The organism is Williamsia phyllosphaerae (assembly GCF_014635305.1).
Classification (GTDB): Bacteria; Actinomycetota; Actinomycetes; order Mycobacteriales; family Mycobacteriaceae; genus Williamsia_A; species Williamsia_A phyllosphaerae.
Genome location: NZ_BMCS01000001.1, coordinates 1,700,145 through 1,717,741 on the forward strand (window position 1 = coordinate 1,700,145; position 17,597 = coordinate 1,717,741).

Annotated in this window: 17 protein-coding genes and 1 riboswitch; of the genes, 9 read left to right on the forward strand and 8 right to left on the reverse strand. The window is 67.9% G+C overall.

Annotated features, from left to right (window positions below):
* Positions 1-6: 6 nt before the first annotated feature.
* Both IEV93_RS08020 and IEV93_RS08025 read right to left on the reverse strand, forming a co-directional pair.
* The gene (locus IEV93_RS08020) at positions 7-930 is read right to left on the reverse strand and encodes an alpha/beta fold hydrolase (RefSeq protein ID WP_188488566.1); all 924 of its coding nucleotides are present in this window, start codon (positions 928-930) and stop codon (positions 7-9) included.
* On the reverse strand, positions 917-1,753 hold the full coding sequence (locus IEV93_RS08025; RefSeq protein ID WP_229704962.1) for an SDR family NAD(P)-dependent oxidoreductase: 837 nt from the start codon (positions 1,751-1,753) through the stop codon (positions 917-919). The genes IEV93_RS08020 and IEV93_RS08025 overlap by 14 nt, the downstream gene beginning before the upstream one ends.
* Positions 1,754-1,847: 94 nt before the next feature.
* On the opposite strand from IEV93_RS08025, the gene IEV93_RS08030 reads away from it, so the two are divergent.
* Entirely contained in the window at positions 1,848-2,837 is a 990-nt protein-coding gene (locus IEV93_RS08030; RefSeq protein WP_229704963.1) for an NmrA family NAD(P)-binding protein, read from the forward strand.
* Between the two features lie 35 nt (positions 2,838-2,872).
* Here the strand turns inward: IEV93_RS08030 and IEV93_RS08035 are convergent, their stop codons facing one another.
* Complete coding sequence (locus tag IEV93_RS08035; protein ID WP_188488570.1) at positions 2,873-4,261, reverse strand: FAD-dependent oxidoreductase; 1,389 nt, start codon at positions 4,259-4,261, stop codon at positions 2,873-2,875.
* A 127-nt stretch (positions 4,262-4,388) separates the two neighbouring features.
* Entirely contained in the window at positions 4,389-5,396 is a 1,008-nt protein-coding gene (locus IEV93_RS08040) for an ABC transporter substrate-binding protein (RefSeq protein ID WP_188488572.1), read from the reverse strand.
* Between the two features lie 117 nt (positions 5,397-5,513).
* On the opposite strand from IEV93_RS08040, the gene IEV93_RS08045 reads away from it, so the two are divergent.
* The 4 genes from IEV93_RS08045 to IEV93_RS08060 are packed head-to-tail and all read left to right on the forward strand — an operon-like array spanning position 5,514 to position 8,339.
* Positions 5,514-6,008, forward strand: a complete 495-nt coding sequence (locus IEV93_RS08045; RefSeq protein WP_188488574.1) for an Rv0361 family membrane protein — start codon at positions 5,514-5,516, stop codon at positions 6,006-6,008.
* Positions 6,009-6,054: 46 nt separating this feature from the next.
* Positions 6,055-6,468, forward strand: coding sequence for a rhodanese-like domain-containing protein (locus IEV93_RS08050; protein WP_188488576.1), 414 nt, complete (start codon positions 6,055-6,057; stop codon positions 6,466-6,468).
* A gap of 10 nt (positions 6,469-6,478) precedes the next feature.
* Entirely contained in the window at positions 6,479-7,687 is a 1,209-nt protein-coding gene (locus tag IEV93_RS08055; RefSeq protein ID WP_188490451.1) for an O-succinylhomoserine sulfhydrylase, read from the forward strand.
* Between the two features lie 25 nt (positions 7,688-7,712).
* Positions 7,713-8,339, forward strand: coding sequence for a DedA family protein (locus tag IEV93_RS08060; protein WP_229704964.1), 627 nt, complete (start codon positions 7,713-7,715; stop codon positions 8,337-8,339).
* Positions 8,340-8,425: 86 nt separating this feature from the next.
* Here the strand turns inward: IEV93_RS08060 and IEV93_RS08065 are convergent, their stop codons facing one another.
* Complete coding sequence (locus IEV93_RS08065) at positions 8,426-9,526, reverse strand: isochorismate synthase (RefSeq protein ID WP_188488580.1); 1,101 nt, start codon at positions 9,524-9,526, stop codon at positions 8,426-8,428.
* A 141-nt stretch (positions 9,527-9,667) separates the two neighbouring features.
* Positions 9,668-9,784: riboswitch (SAM riboswitch) on the forward strand.
* A gap of 40 nt (positions 9,785-9,824) precedes the next feature.
* On the opposite strand from IEV93_RS08065, the gene IEV93_RS08070 reads away from it, so the two are divergent.
* Both IEV93_RS08070 and IEV93_RS08075 read left to right on the forward strand, forming a co-directional pair.
* Complete coding sequence (locus IEV93_RS08070) at positions 9,825-11,156, forward strand: aminotransferase class V-fold PLP-dependent enzyme (protein ID WP_188488582.1); 1,332 nt, start codon at positions 9,825-9,827, stop codon at positions 11,154-11,156.
* Positions 11,153-11,620, forward strand: coding sequence for a hypothetical protein (locus IEV93_RS08075; protein WP_188488585.1), 468 nt, complete (start codon positions 11,153-11,155; stop codon positions 11,618-11,620). Before IEV93_RS08070 ends, IEV93_RS08075 begins: the two co-directional genes overlap by 4 nt.
* Here IEV93_RS08075 and IEV93_RS08080 read toward each other — a convergent pair whose 3' ends face one another.
* On the reverse strand, positions 11,621-13,210 hold the full coding sequence (locus IEV93_RS08080; RefSeq protein ID WP_229704965.1) for an HNH endonuclease signature motif containing protein: 1,590 nt from the start codon (positions 13,208-13,210) through the stop codon (positions 11,621-11,623). It lies immediately after the preceding gene.
* A gap of 99 nt (positions 13,211-13,309) precedes the next feature.
* Positions 13,310-14,314, reverse strand: coding sequence for an allantoicase (gene alc / locus IEV93_RS08085; protein WP_229705139.1), 1,005 nt, complete (start codon positions 14,312-14,314; stop codon positions 13,310-13,312).
* Between the two features lie 207 nt (positions 14,315-14,521).
* On the opposite strand from alc, the gene IEV93_RS08090 reads away from it, so the two are divergent.
* Together IEV93_RS08090 and IEV93_RS08095 are read left to right on the forward strand one after the other, a co-directional pair.
* A complete protein-coding gene (locus IEV93_RS08090) occupies positions 14,522-15,019 on the forward strand; it encodes a MarR family winged helix-turn-helix transcriptional regulator (RefSeq protein WP_188488588.1) in 498 nt (165 codons plus the stop codon).
* Positions 15,016-16,929, forward strand: coding sequence for an MDR family MFS transporter (locus IEV93_RS08095; protein ID WP_188488590.1), 1,914 nt, complete (start codon positions 15,016-15,018; stop codon positions 16,927-16,929). The genes IEV93_RS08090 and IEV93_RS08095 overlap by 4 nt, the downstream gene beginning before the upstream one ends.
* A gap of 74 nt (positions 16,930-17,003) precedes the next feature.
* Here IEV93_RS08095 and IEV93_RS08100 read toward each other — a convergent pair whose 3' ends face one another.
* The gene (locus IEV93_RS08100; RefSeq protein WP_188488592.1) at positions 17,004-17,516 is read right to left on the reverse strand and encodes an inorganic diphosphatase; all 513 of its coding nucleotides are present in this window, start codon (positions 17,514-17,516) and stop codon (positions 17,004-17,006) included.
* Between the last annotated feature and the right edge of the window lie 81 nt (positions 17,517-17,597).

The window sequence follows — 17,597 nt, forward strand, 5'->3', positions numbered from 1 at the left end:
GCCACCTTACTCGCGGAGAAACGCCTCGAGCTCGGACAGGAACTCCGACGGCTTCTCGATGTGCGGCCAGTGTCCGGTCTCCGGGATCTCGACTGCCGATGCGGTCGCGACCGCGGCGAGGAATCTGTCGACGTCGGCCGGTGGCGACAGCGGATCCTGCGGGCCGCGGATGATCTTCGTGGGACAGGCGATCCGATACAGGTCGGTGCCGGGGTCGTCGCCGATCGTCGAGAGCAGGGCCGGGAAGGATCCCGGAGCGCCGAGCGCGGACATGACGTGGCGCATGAGGTCGGGATCCAGGCGCTCGGGGTGCGCGAGAAACGGGCCGAGCGTAAGTTTCAGCAGCCTCGGTGAGGAGGCCACCAGTGCGGTCACCGGTGCGGGCAGGGGAACCCCGATGGTAATCAGTTCGGTGAGCAGGGTGGCGACCGATCGAGGCTGGGCCAGGAAGGTCTGAACGGGGTTTCGTGCCAGACCGGTGAGCGAGAGGATGGGCCCTCCGGTGATCACGAGTCGTTCGACGAGATCGGGCCGGTCAATTGCGAGGCGGGTCGCGACGATCGATCCCATGGAGTGCCCGACGATCGTCGCCCGCTCGACGGACAGCGCCGCACACACGCCGGCGACGGCCTCTGCGAGCGCGGTGAAACTGGTCCGCCTCCAGGAGAACTCAGAGTCGCCGAACCCTGGGAGGTCGATGGCGATGGCGCGGTGGGTCTCGGCGGCTCGGGGGAGGATCTCGATGAACCAACGCCAACTCGCGGAGATGCCGTGGAGGAAGATGACCACGTCGGTGGTGTTGCCGGCCTGATCGAGGTCGACGAGATGCACCCGTCGGCCGTCGATGTCGACGTCGCGGTCGACCTCCTTCCAGGGGAAGTCGCGCCAGGCGGATGTCGACGCGAGGTCGGAGTCGTCAGGGGTGGACACGGTTGCCTCCGCGGTCGCTCGAGGTGGTCGGATGCATTGCCCGGTCCAGCGCCGGGACGAGTATCCGTCGCGGCACGAGGCCGGCGAGGTGGGCTGCAATGGAGTTCCGCCGACCGGAGACCACGTGCGGTGGCGGTCGACGCCGATCGAGTGCGCGTAGCCCGGTGGCGACGACCTGTTGCGGTGTCTGGAACGACCCCACGACCGATGCATCGTCGCCGATGACGTCGAAGAACTCGGTCCTGGTGGGTCCCGGCGCGAGTGTGAACGCGGTGATCCCGTGCTTTCTCGCCTCGTGCCACAACGACTGACTGAAGCTGAGCACGAACGCTTTCGACGCCGAGTACACCGCCAGCGAGGGCACCGGTTGGAAGGCCGTGGTGCTGGAGACGTTGATGATGCCGCCGCGGCCGCGTTCGATCATCGCGGGCATGAACGCGCGCGTGAGGTCGACGACCGCGAGCACGTCGACTGCGATCTCTGTGCGGTAATCGGCCGGATCGGTGTCCACGAACAAGCCCTGGGTCGCGAACCCGGCGTTGTTGATGAGCAGATCAATCTCGCCGTCGACCTGCGCACGCAGGGTCTCGCCCGGGTTGTCGGTGGCCAGATCGAAGGGCACGACGGTGCAGTCGACCCCGAACTTCTCGGTCAACTCGTCGGCGAGCTTCTGCAGCCGGTCGGCCCGTCGCGCCACGAGGACGAGGTCCGATCCCCGGGCCGCGAGGGCGCGGGCGAACTCCTCGCCGATCCCCGAGCTCGCGCCGGTGATGAGGGTTCGTCGGGCCGCGAACCGTCGGCGCTCACTCGGCGGCATGGTCATCTCGCGGCTTCTCGGTCATGACGAGGAGCGTGACATTTCGTTGACTGCCAGTCAACCATCTTGTAGCGTCGCCCCATCCGACGAGGGAGTGGACGTGACAGAGAAGATCCTGGTGACCGGAGCCGGCGGGGGAGTGGGCCGCAGCGTGGCGCGCAGGCTGGCCGAGCGGGGCGAGACCGTGCGCGCGTTCGTCAAGAGCGAGGAACAGGCCCGCGTCGCGCGTGCCGACGGTGCGGCCGAGGTGGTGATCGGCGACATCCGTTCGGATGCCGATGTGGCCGGTGCGGTTCCCGGCGTCACCCGGGTGTTCCACGTCTGTCCGACGGCCGTCGTGCGCGAGGTGTCGATCGCCGAGGGGTTGGTCGCCGCGGCGCGCGCGAACGACGTCGAACACATCGTGTTCAACTCCGTGATCCACCCGGAGATCAAGGAGTTGCCGCATCACCAGGAGAAGCTGCGGGTCGAGGGCGTGCTCCATTCGTCGGATGTCCCGACCACGGTCCTACGGCCATCGCACTTCATGCAGAACTACCTGGACTTCTGGGACCTGATGCTCGCGGGAACCCTGCCCTACCCGTCGTCGCCGACATCCGTGATGGGCGTCGTCGACGCGGAGGACATCGGCGAGGTGGGAGCGATGATCACCGCGTCACCGGAAGGTCACGCGGACCAGACCTACGATCTCTCCACCCAGGAACTGGCCCGCCACGAGATGGCGACCATCTGGAGCGGCGTTCTCGGCCATACCGTCTCGGCGGTACGACTTCCTCCGAGCGCGGTGAAGCGCCCACTGCAGGGCGTCGGTGCGGCGGCGGCGATCGTCGCGAAGTCGCTGGCGTCCACCAGGACTCATGCGTTGAGCAACGTCGTCCGTGGACTCGCGGCCTCGTCCAACACGCGGGGAGTGCGGAACTGGCCGGAGGAGTCCCAGGACTGCTACGTCGCGATGATGACCTACTACGACACCGTCGGGCTGCCGGCCGGCGACATGGAAGTGCTGCCGAAACTTCTCGGTCGCCCCGCCACGAGCTATCGCGAGTTCGCCGCACGTGAGGCCGCTCGGCGTGGGGTCGCCACGCGCTGAACTCGTCGGACGAGAACAGCGCCGCGCGTGTGGGATCAGGCCTTGGTGACCTTGTCGGGCTCGGCGGCGGCGAGCATGGCGTCGCGTTCGACGACCTTGACGCGCTCGCGGCCCTCGGCCTCACCGAGTGCGCGCTCGTGCTCGTCGAGTCGGTACCAGCCGTCCCAGGTGGTGAACGGGATGCTGCGCGACTCGAGCAGCTCGATGACCGCGGACTCCTCCGGTGATCCGGGGGCGTTGAGGTTGTCGGCCTTCATGTCGTCGAGGATGCATTCGACGGTCTCGTTCGCGTCGCCCTTGGTGTGCCCGATCAGGCCGATGGGTCCGCGCTTGACCCAGCCGGTCGTGTAGAGCCCGACCAGGTGCTCGCCGTCATCGAAGATGCGGCCGGCCTCGTTGGGGATGACACCGGCCTGCTCGTCGAACGGGATCTGCGGGAGGTTGTCCGAGAGGTACCCGACGGCGCGGTAGACCGCTCCGAGATCCCAGTCGGTCATCTTGCCGGTCGGCTTGACGTTGCCGGTGCCGTCGAGCTGGGTGCGTTCGGTGCGCAGCCCGACGACCTTGCCGTCGGCGCCGAGGATCTCCACGGGGGATTCGAAGAAGTGCAGGAACAGCTTGTGCGGGCGGTCGCCGGGCTCGCGGATGGCGTAGTTCTCGATGATCGTGGCGACCTGGTCGGTGATCTTCGACCCACGTCGGGCGACGGCGGAACCCTCGTCGTAGTCGATGTCCTCCGGGTCGACGATGACCTCGATGGTCGGGGAGTGGTCGAGCTCTTTGAGCTCGAGCGGGGTGAACTTGGCCTGGGCGGGTCCGCGGCGTCCGAAGACGTGCACCTCTATCGCCTTGTTGTTCGTCAGACCGGAGTAGACGTTCGGCGGGATCTCCGTGGGCAGGAGTTCCTCACCGGTCTTGGCCAACACCCGCGCGACGTCGAGTGCGACGTTGCCGACACCGATGACCGCGACCTTCTCGGCGTCGAGCGGCCAGGTGCGGGGGAAGTCGGGGTGCCCGTCGTACCAGGCGACGAACTGCGCGGCGCCGTAGGAACCGTCGAGATCGATGCCGGGGATGTCCATCGCCCGGTCGTCGGTCGCGCCGGTGGAGAAGATCACCGCGTCGTAGAGGGACTTGAAGTCGTCGAGGGTGATGTCAGTGCCGTAGTCGACGTTGCCCAACAGGCGGACCTGCGGCTTGTCGAGGACCTTGTGCAGGGCGGTGATGATGCCCTTGATCCGCGGGTGGTCCGGGGCCACGCCGTAGCGGATCAACCCGAACGGTGCGGGCATCCGCTCGAACAGATCGATGCTCACCCCGCGCTCCTTGGCGGTGTCCGACTTCATCAGCGCGTCCGCGGCATAGATACCGGCAGGGCCGGCACCGACGATGGCGACTCGCAGCGGACGGTTCTCAGCGCTCATGTGCTCAGACTTACTTTCTGGTCGGGACGGGTGACTGCTCGCGCAGGCCTCCTACCACGGTAGGCGTCGGGATGCACCCTATGCCAACCGCGGCGGAGTGTATTTGCCCACGTGGGGGCGCGGACGCTCAGCTCGCCAGCTGCGGCACCAGCTTGTCGAGCACCCACGGGATCGTGAGCACCGTCGGCACCGACATCGCGCTGCCGGTCTCGGCGTCGACGTAGACCACGTCGCCACGCTTGACGACGTCGAGATTGGTGAACGCGGGGTTGGCCTTCAGCTTCTCGGTCGACCCCGCGTAGTCGGTCACCACGAGCTTGTCGAGACCGCCCAGCAGGTTGAGGTTCTCGTCGGAGATCGACCCGTAGAACCCGTTGGTGATCGTGCTCTTCAGCGACTCCGGGAACGTCATCCCGAGGTTGGTGAGGATCTGGCCGCGACCGTCGCCGGGGCTGTAGATGCTGACGCCGCCACCGGTGGAGCCCAGGATGACCGCGCTCGTGCGGCCCGCCAGCTGCGGGTTGGCCGCCTTCGCGTCGGCGAACTTCTGCTCGGTGTCGGCGACGAGCTTCTTCGTCTCCTCGGGCTTGCCGACGGCCGTGCCGATCTCGGTGGTCGACGCGGTCCACGGGACCTGCCAGTCCTCGTACTGCGCGGGACGGACGATGGTGTCGGTGACCTTCGCGAGGTTGTCGTAGACGTTCTGCGTCACCGCGTTGTTGACCGCGACGATGAGCTGCGGGTTGGTCGCGATGGCCTTGGTCACCGCGCTCGCGAGGTCCTGTGAGGCGCCGGCGAGTATCACCGGGCGGTTCTCGCCGAGGAGGTCCTTGTTCCACGGCGTGACGACGGTCTTCTCGGTCGGGTCCGAGAACGGCACCATCGTGGTGGGCGTGATGCCCAGCGCCAGCAGGGTGTCGGCGTCGCCGGGGCCCAGCGTCGCGACGCGAGAGGCCGCGGTCTCGATCTCGGTCGACCCGTAGCGGTGGTCGATCGTCACCGGCAGGGCGCCCGGTTCGACGGATGCCGAGCTCTCGGTTGCGCTGTCCTCGGAGGGGGGCGAGCACGCGGCGGTCGCCCCCAGGACGAGGGTCGCGGCGACGGCGGTGACGGCGACGCTCAGGCGACGGTGCATCAGTACTCCTTCGATCCCGGTGCAGCTAAGGCAAGGCTGCACTCACTTTCTACAGTGACACCGAGTCGCGGATCGGGGCAAATCGGTCGGGCCGTCGCGCTCGATAGAATCGCGGCCATGGCAACGACCGACTCCTCTGTGAACCCGTCCGGACCGGATACACCGGACGACCCGGGGTGGAAGGCCGCCTGGCCGTTTCTCATCGCCGTCGTCATCGTGGTCCTCGCGCTCGGCGCGATCGGTCTGTTCCATTTCGTCCGGCCCGCGTCCGAGCGGCTCACCGACACCGCCAAGATCACGCACGCGATCAACGACTACTACACGGCCAAGAACTCGATCACCTACGACAAGTTCCGTGACGCGAGCTGCGAGACCGACCAGAAGGCGTCGACCTTCCCGTCGGCCGCGACCTTCCGCGACGCCGCGCAGCGCTCGCGGGACGAGCACGGCAACATCGTCGTCACCGACATCACCGAGACCGCGGTCAACGGCGCGTCCGCGACGGCGAACATGCACTGGAACTACAACAAGAACCCGTCGAACCAGGTCCTGCCGTTGTCGCTGGTGAAGCAGGGTGACGACTGGAAGGTCTGCGGACCGAAGGGCCCGTGAGAATCGCCATGTGCGAGGCACACGGGGTCTGTGCCACTCTTTTGGGATGAGTTACGCAGGCGATCTGTCACCCCAGCAGGCATGGGACATCCTCGCCGAGGACCCGAACGCGGTTCTCGTCGACGTCCGCACCCGTGCGGAATGGTCGTACGTCGGAGTCCCCGAGCTGTCCGAGCTCGGCAAGGAGGTGGTCCTCATCGAGTGGGTCAGCTTCCCCGACGGCCAACGCAACCAGCACTTCGTCGAGCAACTGCGCGACGCGGGCGTCACCGACGACAACCAGGTGCTGTTCCTGTGTCGGTCCGGTCAGCGCTCGGTCGGTGCGGCGCAGACCGCCACCGCCGACGGTGTCGCCAAGGCCTACAACATCAGCGAGGGCTTCGAGGGTGCCACCGACGCGAACGGACACCGCGGCGTCGTCGGTTGGAAGGCGCAGGGGCTGCCCTGGCGTCAGTCGTGACTGCGCGGTCATCGTGATTCCGCAGGGCCGCGACCTCCCACCCGGCGTCTCCCCGGAGACGATCGGCGTCCGTGGCGGTCTCATGCGTTCCGGATTCGACGAGACGTCGGAGGCGATGTTCCTCAACTCGGGGTACGTCTACTCCTCGGCCGCCGCGGCCGAACGGGCGTTCACCGGCGAGGACCAGCGTTTCGTCTACTCCCGGTACGGCAATCCGACGGTCGCCATGTTCCAGGAGCGTCTGCGTCTGCTCGACGGCGCCGAGGCGTGTTTCGCCACCGCCAGCGGGATGGCCGCCGTGTTCGTGTCGTTGGGCGCGCTGCTGAAGGCCGGTGACCGGTTGGTCGCCGCCCGCAGCCTGTTCGGGTCGTGCTTCGTGGTGTGTAACGAGATCCTGCCGCGCTGGGGTGTCGAGACCGTCTTCGTCGACGGGGAGGACCTCTCGCAGTGGGAGGAGGCGCTGTCGGTGCCGACCACGGCGGTGTTCTTCGAGACGCCGTCGAACCCGATGCAGTCGCTCGTCGACGTCGCGAAGGTGTCGGAGCTCGCCCACGCGGCCGGTGCACAGGTGGTGTTGGACAACGTCTTCGCGACGCCGCTGCTGCAGCGCGGGTTCGAACTCGGAGCCGACGTCGTGGTCTATTCCGGCACCAAGCACATCGACGGCCAGGGTCGGGTGATGGGCGGCGCGGTACTCGGTTCCAAGGAGTACATCGACGGCCCGGTGCAGACCCTGATGCGGCACACCGGTCCTGCCATGAGTCCGTTCAACGCGTGGACGCTCCTCAAGGGGCTCGAGACGCTGCGCCTTCGGGTCGACGCCTCGACCGCCTCCGCGTTGCGGATCGCGCAGTTCCTCGAGGACGACCCGCGGGTCAAATGGGTGAAATACCCGTTCCTGCAGTCACATCCGCAGTACGAGCTCGCTCGTGGGCAGATGACCGGTGGCGGCACGGTGGTCACGTTCGAACTCAACGACCGCGACGACGTCACCGGCAAACTGCGCGCGTTCGAGGTGCTCGACAAGCTCGCGATCGTCGACATCTCCAACAATCTGGGTGACGCGAAGTCGCTGATCACCCACCCCGCGACCACGACCCATCGGGCGATGGGGCCCGACGGGCGCGCCGCGATCGGACTCTCGGACAGCGTCGTCCGACTCTCGGTGGGCCTGGAGGGCGTCGAGGATCTCGTCGGCGACCTGAACCAGGCCCTGTAGCCGGGAGGCCGCGGCGGTGCAGTCGGTGATCGATTGGTTGATCGGCGTCATCGAGACGACTCCGCCATGGGTGGTCTACCTGCTGGTGTGGACGTTGGTCTACACCGAGTCGGCCGCGCTGCTCGGGCTGATCCTGCCCGGCGAGACCGCCCTGCTGACCGGCGGTGTCGCGGCCGCGATCGGATCGACCAACGTCGGCTGGCTGATCGCGGGCGCGTGCGTCGCCGCGATCGCCGGCGACGCAACGGGTTTCACGCTCGGACGGCACTTCGGGCCGCGGGTGGTCAACTCCCGGTTCGGCCGGAGGATCGGTGCGCAACGGTGGGACAAGGTGTCGCGCGCGGTCAAACACCGGGGGATCCCGGCGGTCATCGCCGCGCGCTGGATCGGGTACGTCCGCACCCTGACGCCGTTCGTCGCGGGGATGTCGCGGATGCCGGTGAAGCTCTACCTCACCGCCAACGTGATCGGTGGGTTGGTCTGGGTCATCGCGGTCGGGATGCTCGGCTACCTCGTCGGCGCCGCGGTCGGTGCGCGGTTGCTGCTCTACGGCGGCCTGATCGTCGGTGTGCTGGTCCTGCTCTACTTCGCGGTCGCCTGGTGGCGCGAGCGGCGCCGCAACGCGGCCGTCCCGGTCGACGAGACCGTCTGACCGCCAGTTGGGCACGTAACCCCGCCAGTTGGGCACGTAACTCCGTCAGTTGGGCACCTGAATGCGCCAGTTGGGCACGGACCAGGTCAGGTGAGCAGGTCGGGGCAGCCCAGTGCTCGCAGTACCGTGGCGAACTTCGCGGACGTCTCGGCCAACTCCTCCGCCGGATCCGACTGCGCGACGATGCCGCCGCCCGACCACGCTCGGATCGTCCGTCGGTCGGCGAACACCTCCGCACATCGGATGCTGACCATCCACTCGCCGTCGCCGTCGGTGTCGCACCACCCGACCGCGCCCGCATAGAAACCACGCGGTTCCTCGGTTTCGAGGATCATCGTGCGCGCGGCCTCGGTCGGGGTGCCGCAGATCGCGGGGGTCGGGTGGAGCTGCATCGCCAGATCGAGCGACGTCACGTCCGGGTCGCGCAACACCCCCTCGATCGGCGTCGCGAGATGCCACATCTCGCCGGTGCTCAACAGGATCGGCTCGTCGGGCACCGACAACGTCGTGCACAGCGGAGCCAGCACCGACGTCAGATAGGCGACCACGATCTGGTGTTCGTAATGGTCCTTGGCCGACGCCAACAGTGCCGCCGCCCGAGCCGCGTCGACGTCGGGATCGTCAGAGCGGGGAGCCGACCCGGCGTAGGGCCGGCACGTCACACGGTCACCGATCTTGCGCACCAACGACTCCGGGCTCGCGCCCACCAGGGTGTGTCCGGCGAAACCTGCGCCTGCCGGGGTGAGGTCGACGCGAAAACCGTTGTGCTCGTGGTTGCCGGCGGCCAGCGCGGCGACCAACTCGTCGATGTCGACATCGACGTCCGCCCGCATCTCGATCGACCGCGCGAGCACCACCTTGTCGGCCGCGCCGGCGACGATGCGGTCGATGACGGCCGCGACCCGCTCGCGGTGTACCTCCGGCGTGGGAACCGAGGCGGTCAGCGTCATCGGCACCGACAACGGCTCGGCGTCGGGCAGCGACGGATCGCCGTGCTCGAGACCATCGACCGCGACGAGTGCGTCGGGCGCGGCGGTGTCGAACGACAACGCACCGACCACCGCCATCGGGCGACCAGACGCGCGCCCCGCGGCGATCGCAGCGACGGCGTCGGCCGCAGAGGAGAACTGCGCCGTGGGCGCGCCCGCGCGGACCGATCCATGTGGTCGGGACAGGTGGAAGGACACACGGTCAACGCTACCCGGGGGGTTTGCGATCACCGTGACCGCAATTCCGCCCACGACGCCGCTCGGAATGGGCACGTGGAATGTGTCACACGCCACACCTCGATTGACACCCCCGATGGTCGGCGAGCATCCTTATGCCCAGGTCATGAGTATCAGCGCACAGCCCCGGCTTGCTGATCGGCAACCCTCCAACCGCGGTGGGGTGCTCCGGGTGACGACCAGGCACACGTACGAGACCGGCGTGTGCAAGCGCGGACTCCTCGCGAGTCCCACACGACTCGAGAGGACTGCCACTTCCATGACTGCTGTAGCCCCCACCCCGATCACGTTCCCGCGGGCCGACACTTTCTTCGAACCCGTCCGCGTGCAACGGACCGCTCCGGCCGGGCCCGGACCGATCGCCGACCTGGTGGGTGCGGACATCACCACCGCGCTCGACGGCGACGAACGTTCGGTCCGCTACGTCAACCTCGACTACGCGGCCAGCGCACCGGCGCTGTCGGTCGTGGCCGCCGAGATCGGCCAGGCCCTGCCTCAGTACGCCAGCGTCCACCGCGGGGCCGGGTACCTGTCGCAGCTGACCACCGATCGGTACGAGAAGGCGCGGGTGTCGGTGCGTCGGTTCGTCCGGGCCCGCGCCGACGACCACGTGATCTTCACCCGCAACACCACCGACGCGATCAACCTGCTCGCGGGCGCAACCCCCGGCGACACCGTTGTCCTCGACATCGAGCACCATGCGAATCTGTTGCCCTGGAAGCGATCCGGGGCCCGCGTGGTCACCTGTCGGCCGACGCTCGCCGAGACGATCACCGCCCTGTCGGAGGAACTCCAGCGCTCTCCCGCGGCGCTGCTGGCCGTGACCGGCGCGTCCAACGTCACCGGTGAGGTACTCCCACTGACCACCCTCGCCGACATCGCGCACAGCGCCGGCGCCCGCATCCTGGTCGACGCCGCGCAACTCGCCCCGCACCGCGCGCTGAACATGGTCAGCCACGGCATCGACTACCTCGTGTTCTCCGGTCACAAGCTCTACGCACCGTTCGGGTGCGGCGTGCTGGCCGGACGCGGCGACTGGCTCGACTCGGCCGAGCCGTACCTCGCGGGCGGGGGAGCCACCGTCGACGTCCGCGGATTCGACACCGCAGTCGACGACGGTTCCGACACCGACGTGCAGTGGGCCACCGGCCCGGCGCGTCACGAGGCCGGTACCCCGAATGTGCTCGGCGCGGTCGCGATCGCCGCGGCATGCGACGCGATCACCGACCTCGGCCACGAGCGGATCGGTCTGCACGAGCACGCTCTGCGCTGCCGCCTCGACGCCGGCCTCGACTCGATCTCCGGGGTCGAACCACTGTCGATCTGGTCCGACGCCTCCGACCGGGTGGGCATCGCCGCGTTCTGCATCGCGGGGCGGACGCCGCGTGCGGTCGCCGAGTTCCTCAACGACTCCCACGGAATCGGCGTCCGCGATGGACGGTTCTGCGCCCATCCGTTGTTGAACCGTCTGGGTCACCCCGAGGGGGCGGTCCGCGTCAGCTTCGGCCTCGGAACCGGCGCCGACGACATCGACCGACTCCTCTACGCACTGCGGCACCTCACCGCGACAGCATCGGAAGGCTCCAGATGACCACCACCGCCCGGCTCCGCCCCGAACTGACCGTCGCGATCGACGGTGAACATCACCCCATCGCGTGGAGCGGCCCGCGTCCGGTCGATGCCCATCCCGCCCGCGTCGTGCGCATCCGTCGTTCGACGCTGAGCGAGTCGATCCGGGAACGGGCCCGCCTGCGTGCCGACGCCGCCGACGACCCGGCCGATCTAGTGGTCGCCCTCGAGGTGGAGGCGCTCATCGCGCCCGAGGCCTCCACGGCCCGCGCCGAACTGCTGCGTCGCGGCGAGACCCTGACGTCGGACACCCTGCGTTACGTCGGCACCCCCAACGGTCTGCGCACGCTGATCGAGGACCTCTACGTCGCCGAGGTCGCCGACGCCGTGATCATCACGCCGATCGACGGCCTGGCCACCGCGGTGCTGGTGGTCGACGAGGTGCTGCCGCGGCTGCGCGAGTCCTCGGCACGCCGCGCCGCCTGATCAGAACGGTGGGGGTGGTTCTGCCTCCCGGTTGTGTTCGATGAGTCGTGCGTGAGCATCTCGCTGCCGTGTTCGTAGGGCGTCGAGGTGTCGGCGGGCGGGGTGGTCGGTGGGTGATGGTGGCGACCGCAGTGCGGTGAACAGGTCGGTGCCGGTGTAGGCGTTGCCGAGGAACATGTGGCCGGTGGGGGATTGGAAGAACACGGTCCCCATCTCGTCCTGGTGGTCGCGCCAGGCGGTGAAGGTCTTGATGCGGTGGTGAAATCGGCACAGGGGTTTGAGGTTTGTGCGCGTGGTGCGGCCGCCTGTGCTGAACGGGTCGGTGTGGTCGAGATCGGTGTGCCATGCGGGGGCGCTGCATCCGGGGAAGGTGCAGCACAATTCGCCGGCGCGGATCAGCGCCTGGAGTTTCTTGCTGGGTCGGTAGCCGGTGGCGTCCGGTGTGGGTGGTTCGGGGCGGATGAACTCGCGTTCTGCCTGGGCGAGGAGTGAGCGCATGGTGTCGGCGTCGATGATGCCGTTGCCGTCGAGGAAGCCGGGGTCGTCGTCGAGGCCGAGCAGCGTCGACAGGTTGACCACGATGTGGAAGGTGGGTCGGGCGGCCGTGTCGCAGTGGCACTCGCATGTGTGGGTCGCCGCGTGCTCGGGGCCGGACTCCTCGTCGGCCGTGGGGGCGTCTGTCGTGGTGGCGGGCTGAACCTGCTCGGGTTCGGCTGTGGTGGTGCAGTCGTCGCATTCGCACGGGAGGTGGAGTCGGCCGCGGGACAGGGCGACCAACGCGTCGGCGCGACGCTGGTCGAGGGTCCGGGGATCGCTGCTGTGGGGTTCGTCGGACATGACGGTCAGCCGTGCGTCGAACTCGGCGGCGGACTCCATCGGTAGGGATGCGCTGAGCCGTGATTGGCCGGGTGCGTGGTGGTCGGGGCGGACGGAGACCTTGCGGTCGGCGGCGGCGCGGGCGCGGCGACGTAGCAGTGCGTCGGAGTCGATCTGGGCGATGATGGCGTCGACCATCACGGTGAACCGCGCTCGTGACATCGGTGGGCGGGCGAAGATTGCCTGCGCGAGATGGGCGTCGACGTCGGCGATGGTCTCCGACGAGCACAACCGGGTGCGGGAGACGGCGACGAGGAACGTGGCCAGGTCGATCCGGCCGACGGCGAGGGCGTGGCCGGTCAGTGGAAGGCGATGGCGGAGATCGGCGCCGGCGGTGATGATCTCGCGGGCGCGTGCCGGCGGCAGGTTCAGCACGGCTCCGACCTCGGCGACCGCGCGTTGTAGGCCGTCGGGCCCGAAGTCGGCGCGTGGACCGCACCCGAGTCGAGCCGCATCCGTCCGGTCGGCGAGATCGGCCATCGAGGACGCCTCACCGGAATCGACCCCGGCGATCTCGCTGAGGTGGTCTTCCTCGCGTTCGTCGTGGATCAGGCTGGCGGCCTGCAACATCCGGTAGTCCGCGGAGGCGTGGACTGCGCGACAGTGCGCCAGGATCTCGATCAGCTCAGCCGCGGTGTGGCCCTCGTCGGCAGCGAGTTGCGACACCAACGGCACACCGGTCTCGGGTGCGGGGGTGGTGGTCGCGATGGCCATTAATCGAACATACATTCGAGTACCGACAAAGTGAACGGGTGGCGAGCGAACCTGTGGATAGTCGTGTCGTCCTACCGCTACGCGCCACCACGTGACACGTCAGTTGTCGCCCGACGACCAGCGTCGGTCGACCTCGTCCCGTCCTGCGTCGGTGAGCGCGCCGAACAGTCGGAACCGCGCCATGCCCCCGTCGGGATAGATGTCCACCCGGGCCTCGGTCATCGGGCCGACGCCCTCGACGACGAAGCGGTGACGTGTGTCGGGTTGCAGCACAGTGTGTTCGAGCACGTCGAACCACTCGCCGCCGGCGTTACGCCCCTGCACGCGGGCCGCCCCGGGCGCATTGCCGAGGAAGTAACTGGTGTCGAGTTCGACGAGACCGGGGACGCCCTCGTCGGCCAGACGTACCTGCACCCAGTCGTTGGCGTCGTCGCGGCGCCGGGAGGTCTCCCATCCCTCGCCCATCGACCGCGCGCGACCGGGCATCAACAGGTTGTTCGGTGAGCCGTAGAACATGTTGGAACAGTCGGTGATCATCCCGCCGTTCTCGAGTGCGGCCAGGTCGAAACTGCCGTGCCCCAGCATGGCCGGGTCGGGGACGCCACGGCCGTGCACGCGGAGCCGGGCGACACCGCCGTCGGGATAGATGGACAACCGGACGTGGGTGAACAAGTCCGTCGACTCGACCGCGAACGGATTGTGCCGGTCGCCGCCGACCTCGCTGCGCTCGACGATGGTCTGCCACTGCGCGGAGTTCGCGACCTCGTCGGCGCTCGGGTGGCCTTCGACGGTCGCGGCCTCGACCGAGACGGTGGGCGGGTAGTTGCCGACGAACCACGAGGTGTCCACGACGACGCCGTGGATGATCCCGGGGACGCCCAGGCGCACGATCGCCTGATCCACTGCGGTCGCCTCGGGCGCGCCACCGTCGGGGGAGCGCCGACGACGTGTCTCCCACCCGTCGTAGATCTGACCCCGGTGTCCGAACGTCGAGGGGCGGTACTCGGCCGGCGCCGGGGTGATGAGGTTCTCCACCTCGGCGAACAGGTCGTCATTGGTCCACACCGCGGCCCCACCGAGGCTTCGCAGCGCGAGGTCGGGCATCGCGACGAAGTCCGGGCGCGAGGACGGAGTGGGCGAGGAGGCGGCGGGGGTGGTCACGACACGTGAGGTTACTGACGCCGCGCGACGCCCTCGGGACGGCATGTGTCCGCGCGGCGGAAATGTCCTGTTTGCACTCGCCGCGACGCCGGGCGCATACTTGCAAGGTTCAAGTAGTTGTAACCGGAAACTCATTCGAGGTGAGAATCAATGTCGCGTCTCGCGCATGTCGACGAACTCATCGCGGTGCTCTCGCGGTACGGGCGGATCAAGGAACGGCTCGCCGTCACCAAGCTCAAGACCCCGGAAGGGATCGTCGAGACCGCGGCGTATCAGTGTATGTTCCGGCTCGCGATCGCGCCCTTGCGTTCGGGTGAGTTGGCCGAGCAGATCTTCGCCGACCCCTCCACCGTCAGCAGGCACATCGCCCACCTCGTCGACCTCGGCTACGTCCGACGCGAGGCCGATCCCCGCGACGGCCGCGCGACGATCCTGGTCCTCACCGACACGGGCAACCGTCAGGTCGAGGCCGTACGCAAGCACCGGTTGCACGCGCTCGAGGCCATGCTCGACGAGTTCTCCGACGACGAGATCGACAACCTCACCCACTTGATGTCCCGATTCGTCGATGCAGCCGAGGTGCTCGCGCACCGGGTCGACGACACCGTCACACCAGATCAACCACGACACGAAGAGGCAACACGATGAGCAGCGACGCAGCAGTGTCGGGAAAGACCGCGGCCGCGGTCGCGTCGGACACAGATCCGGGCGGTCTGAGCCACCGTCAGATCCTGACCATCATGGGCGGGTTGATGATCGGCATGTTCCTGGCCGCTCTCGACCAGACGATCGTCTCCACCGCGATCCGCACGATCGCCGATGACCTGCAGGGGTATTCGCTGCAGGCGTGGGTCACGACCGCTTACCTCATCACCTCCACGATCGTCACCCCGCTCTACGGCAAGCTCTCCGACATGTACGGCCGCAAGCCGTTCTTCATGACTGCGATCACGCTGTTCATCGTCGGCTCGCTGCTGTGTTCCACGGCGACCTCGATGTACGAGTTGGCCGGTTACCGCGCTCTGCAGGGGCTCGGTGCCGGTGGCCTGTTCTCGTTGGCGCTCACCATCATCGGCGACATCGTGCCGCCGCGGGAGCGCGCGAAGTATCAGGGTTACTTCCTCGCGGTGTTCGGGACTTCGAGCGTGCTCGGCCCGGTGCTCGGTGGTCTGTTCGCCGGTCAGCCGTCGATCCTGTGGATCACCGGCTGGCGCTGGGTGTTCCTGGTCAACGTGCCGATCGGCCTGATCGCGCTCGTCGTCGTCTACAAGGTCCTCGACTACAACCAGGTCAAGGGCGTCAAGCGCCGCATCGACTGGCTCGGAGCCGGTGCACTCGCAGTCGGTGTGGTCCCGTTGCTGATCGCCGCCGAGCAGGGGCGCGAATGGGGCTGGGGCGACGTCAAGACCATCATCTGTTACGTCGTCGGCGTCGCGGGTGTGGCGGCGTTCGTCTACATCGAGCACATGATGGGCGAGGCGGCCATCATCCCACTCCGCATCTTCCGCAACCGGGTGTTCTCGCAGGGCATCGTGATCTCGGTGGTCATCGGCGCGGTCATGTTCGGCGCGATCTCGATTCTGCCGCAGTACTTCCAGGTGATCCGCGGATCGAGCCCCACCGTCGCCGGACTGCAGCTGCTGCCGATGGTGGTCGGACTGATGAGCGCATCGATTCTGTCGGGTCAGATGATCTCGCGGACCGGGCGCTACAAGATCTTCCCGATGATCGGCGTCGTCCTGATCACGGTGGTGACGTTCCTGATGCACTACGTCAGCGTCGACACCCCGCTCTACCTCGTGATGGTGATGGCGTTCTTCCTCGGCTTCGGTCTGGGCAATCTCATGCAGCCGTTGACGTTGGCCATGCAGAACGTGTTGCCCGCCAAGGACATGGGCATCTCGACCTCGTCGGCGACCTTCTTCCGGCAGATCGGTGGCACGTTGGGTGTGGCCGTGTTCTTCTCGGTCCTGTTCTCGGCCATGGGCCCGAACATCGCCGATCAGATCGAGAAGGCTGCTCCCACGGGGCAATTCCAACAGGGTGTGCGGGAGGCGGCCGCGAGTAGCGACCCCACCGTCGCCGCGTTCGGCCAGGGACTCGCGTCCGGCAACCCCGGGGCGTCGAGCTCGGTGCTCAACGACACCTCCTTCATCCCCAAGTTGCCGTCCGCGGTGGCCGAGCCCCTGAAGGTCGGGTTCGCCGACTCGATGGACCTGGTGTTCCTGTCGGTCTCGATCATGTCGATCATCGCGCTGATCGCGGTGTTCACCTGGAAAGAGGTGCCGTTGCGCGGCAGCTCGGGTTCGCAGGCCGCGGCACAGGACCTGGCCGACGAGAAGGCGTTGAACGACGCGAATGCCGGCAGCGTGCCGGTGGGGAACGTGTCCGTCGCCGAGTCGGTCGCCGACGCCGCTCCGGCTCCCGATCACGGCCGACACGAGGTGGTGGACAGCGGCGGAGGGCCCGGCCGTCACGAGGTGGGTCGTGCGCCCGGCGCCGAGAACGTGCCGCCACTGGGTGGCTCCGAGGAGCACCCGGGCCGACACGAGGCCTGAGCTCGGATCTCTACACAACGAATCGACCCCGACAGCGAGACGCTGCCGGGGTCGATCCATATGTGGGTGAGGCGTCAGCCGCGTGAGGGCTCGGCGACCTCGTCGGGGTGCTCCTTGAGGCGCTCGATGGCCTCCTCGGCGACCTTCTCGGCCTCGGCCTTGCCGGTCCAGCCACCGGCGGTGACGTCCTTGCCCGGCTCGAGGTCCTTGTAGTGCTCGAAGAAGTGGGCGATCGCGTCGAGCTCGAACTTCGAGACGTCGCCGATGTCCTGGATGTGGTCCCAGCGGACGTCCTTCGCGGGCACGCAGAGCAGCTTGTCGTCGCCACCGGCCTCGTCGGTCATCCGGAACATGCCGACGATGCGGCCACGCACGATGACGCCGGGGAACACGGACTCGGGCAGCAGCACCATCGCGTCCAGCGGGTCGCCGTCCTCACCGAGCGTGTTGTCGATGAAGCCGTAATCGGCCGGGTAGCCGAACGCCGTGTAGAGGTAGCGGTCCAGGTAGACCTTGCCGGTCTCGTGATCGACCTCGTACTTGTTGCGCTGGCCCTTGGGGATCTCGATGGTGACGTCGAACTCCACGACTGCGTCCTCCTTGCTGGTGGGGAAGCGGCCGATCGCTCGGCCACCAGGTTCTCGAAACGAGTCAACGATACTGTTGGT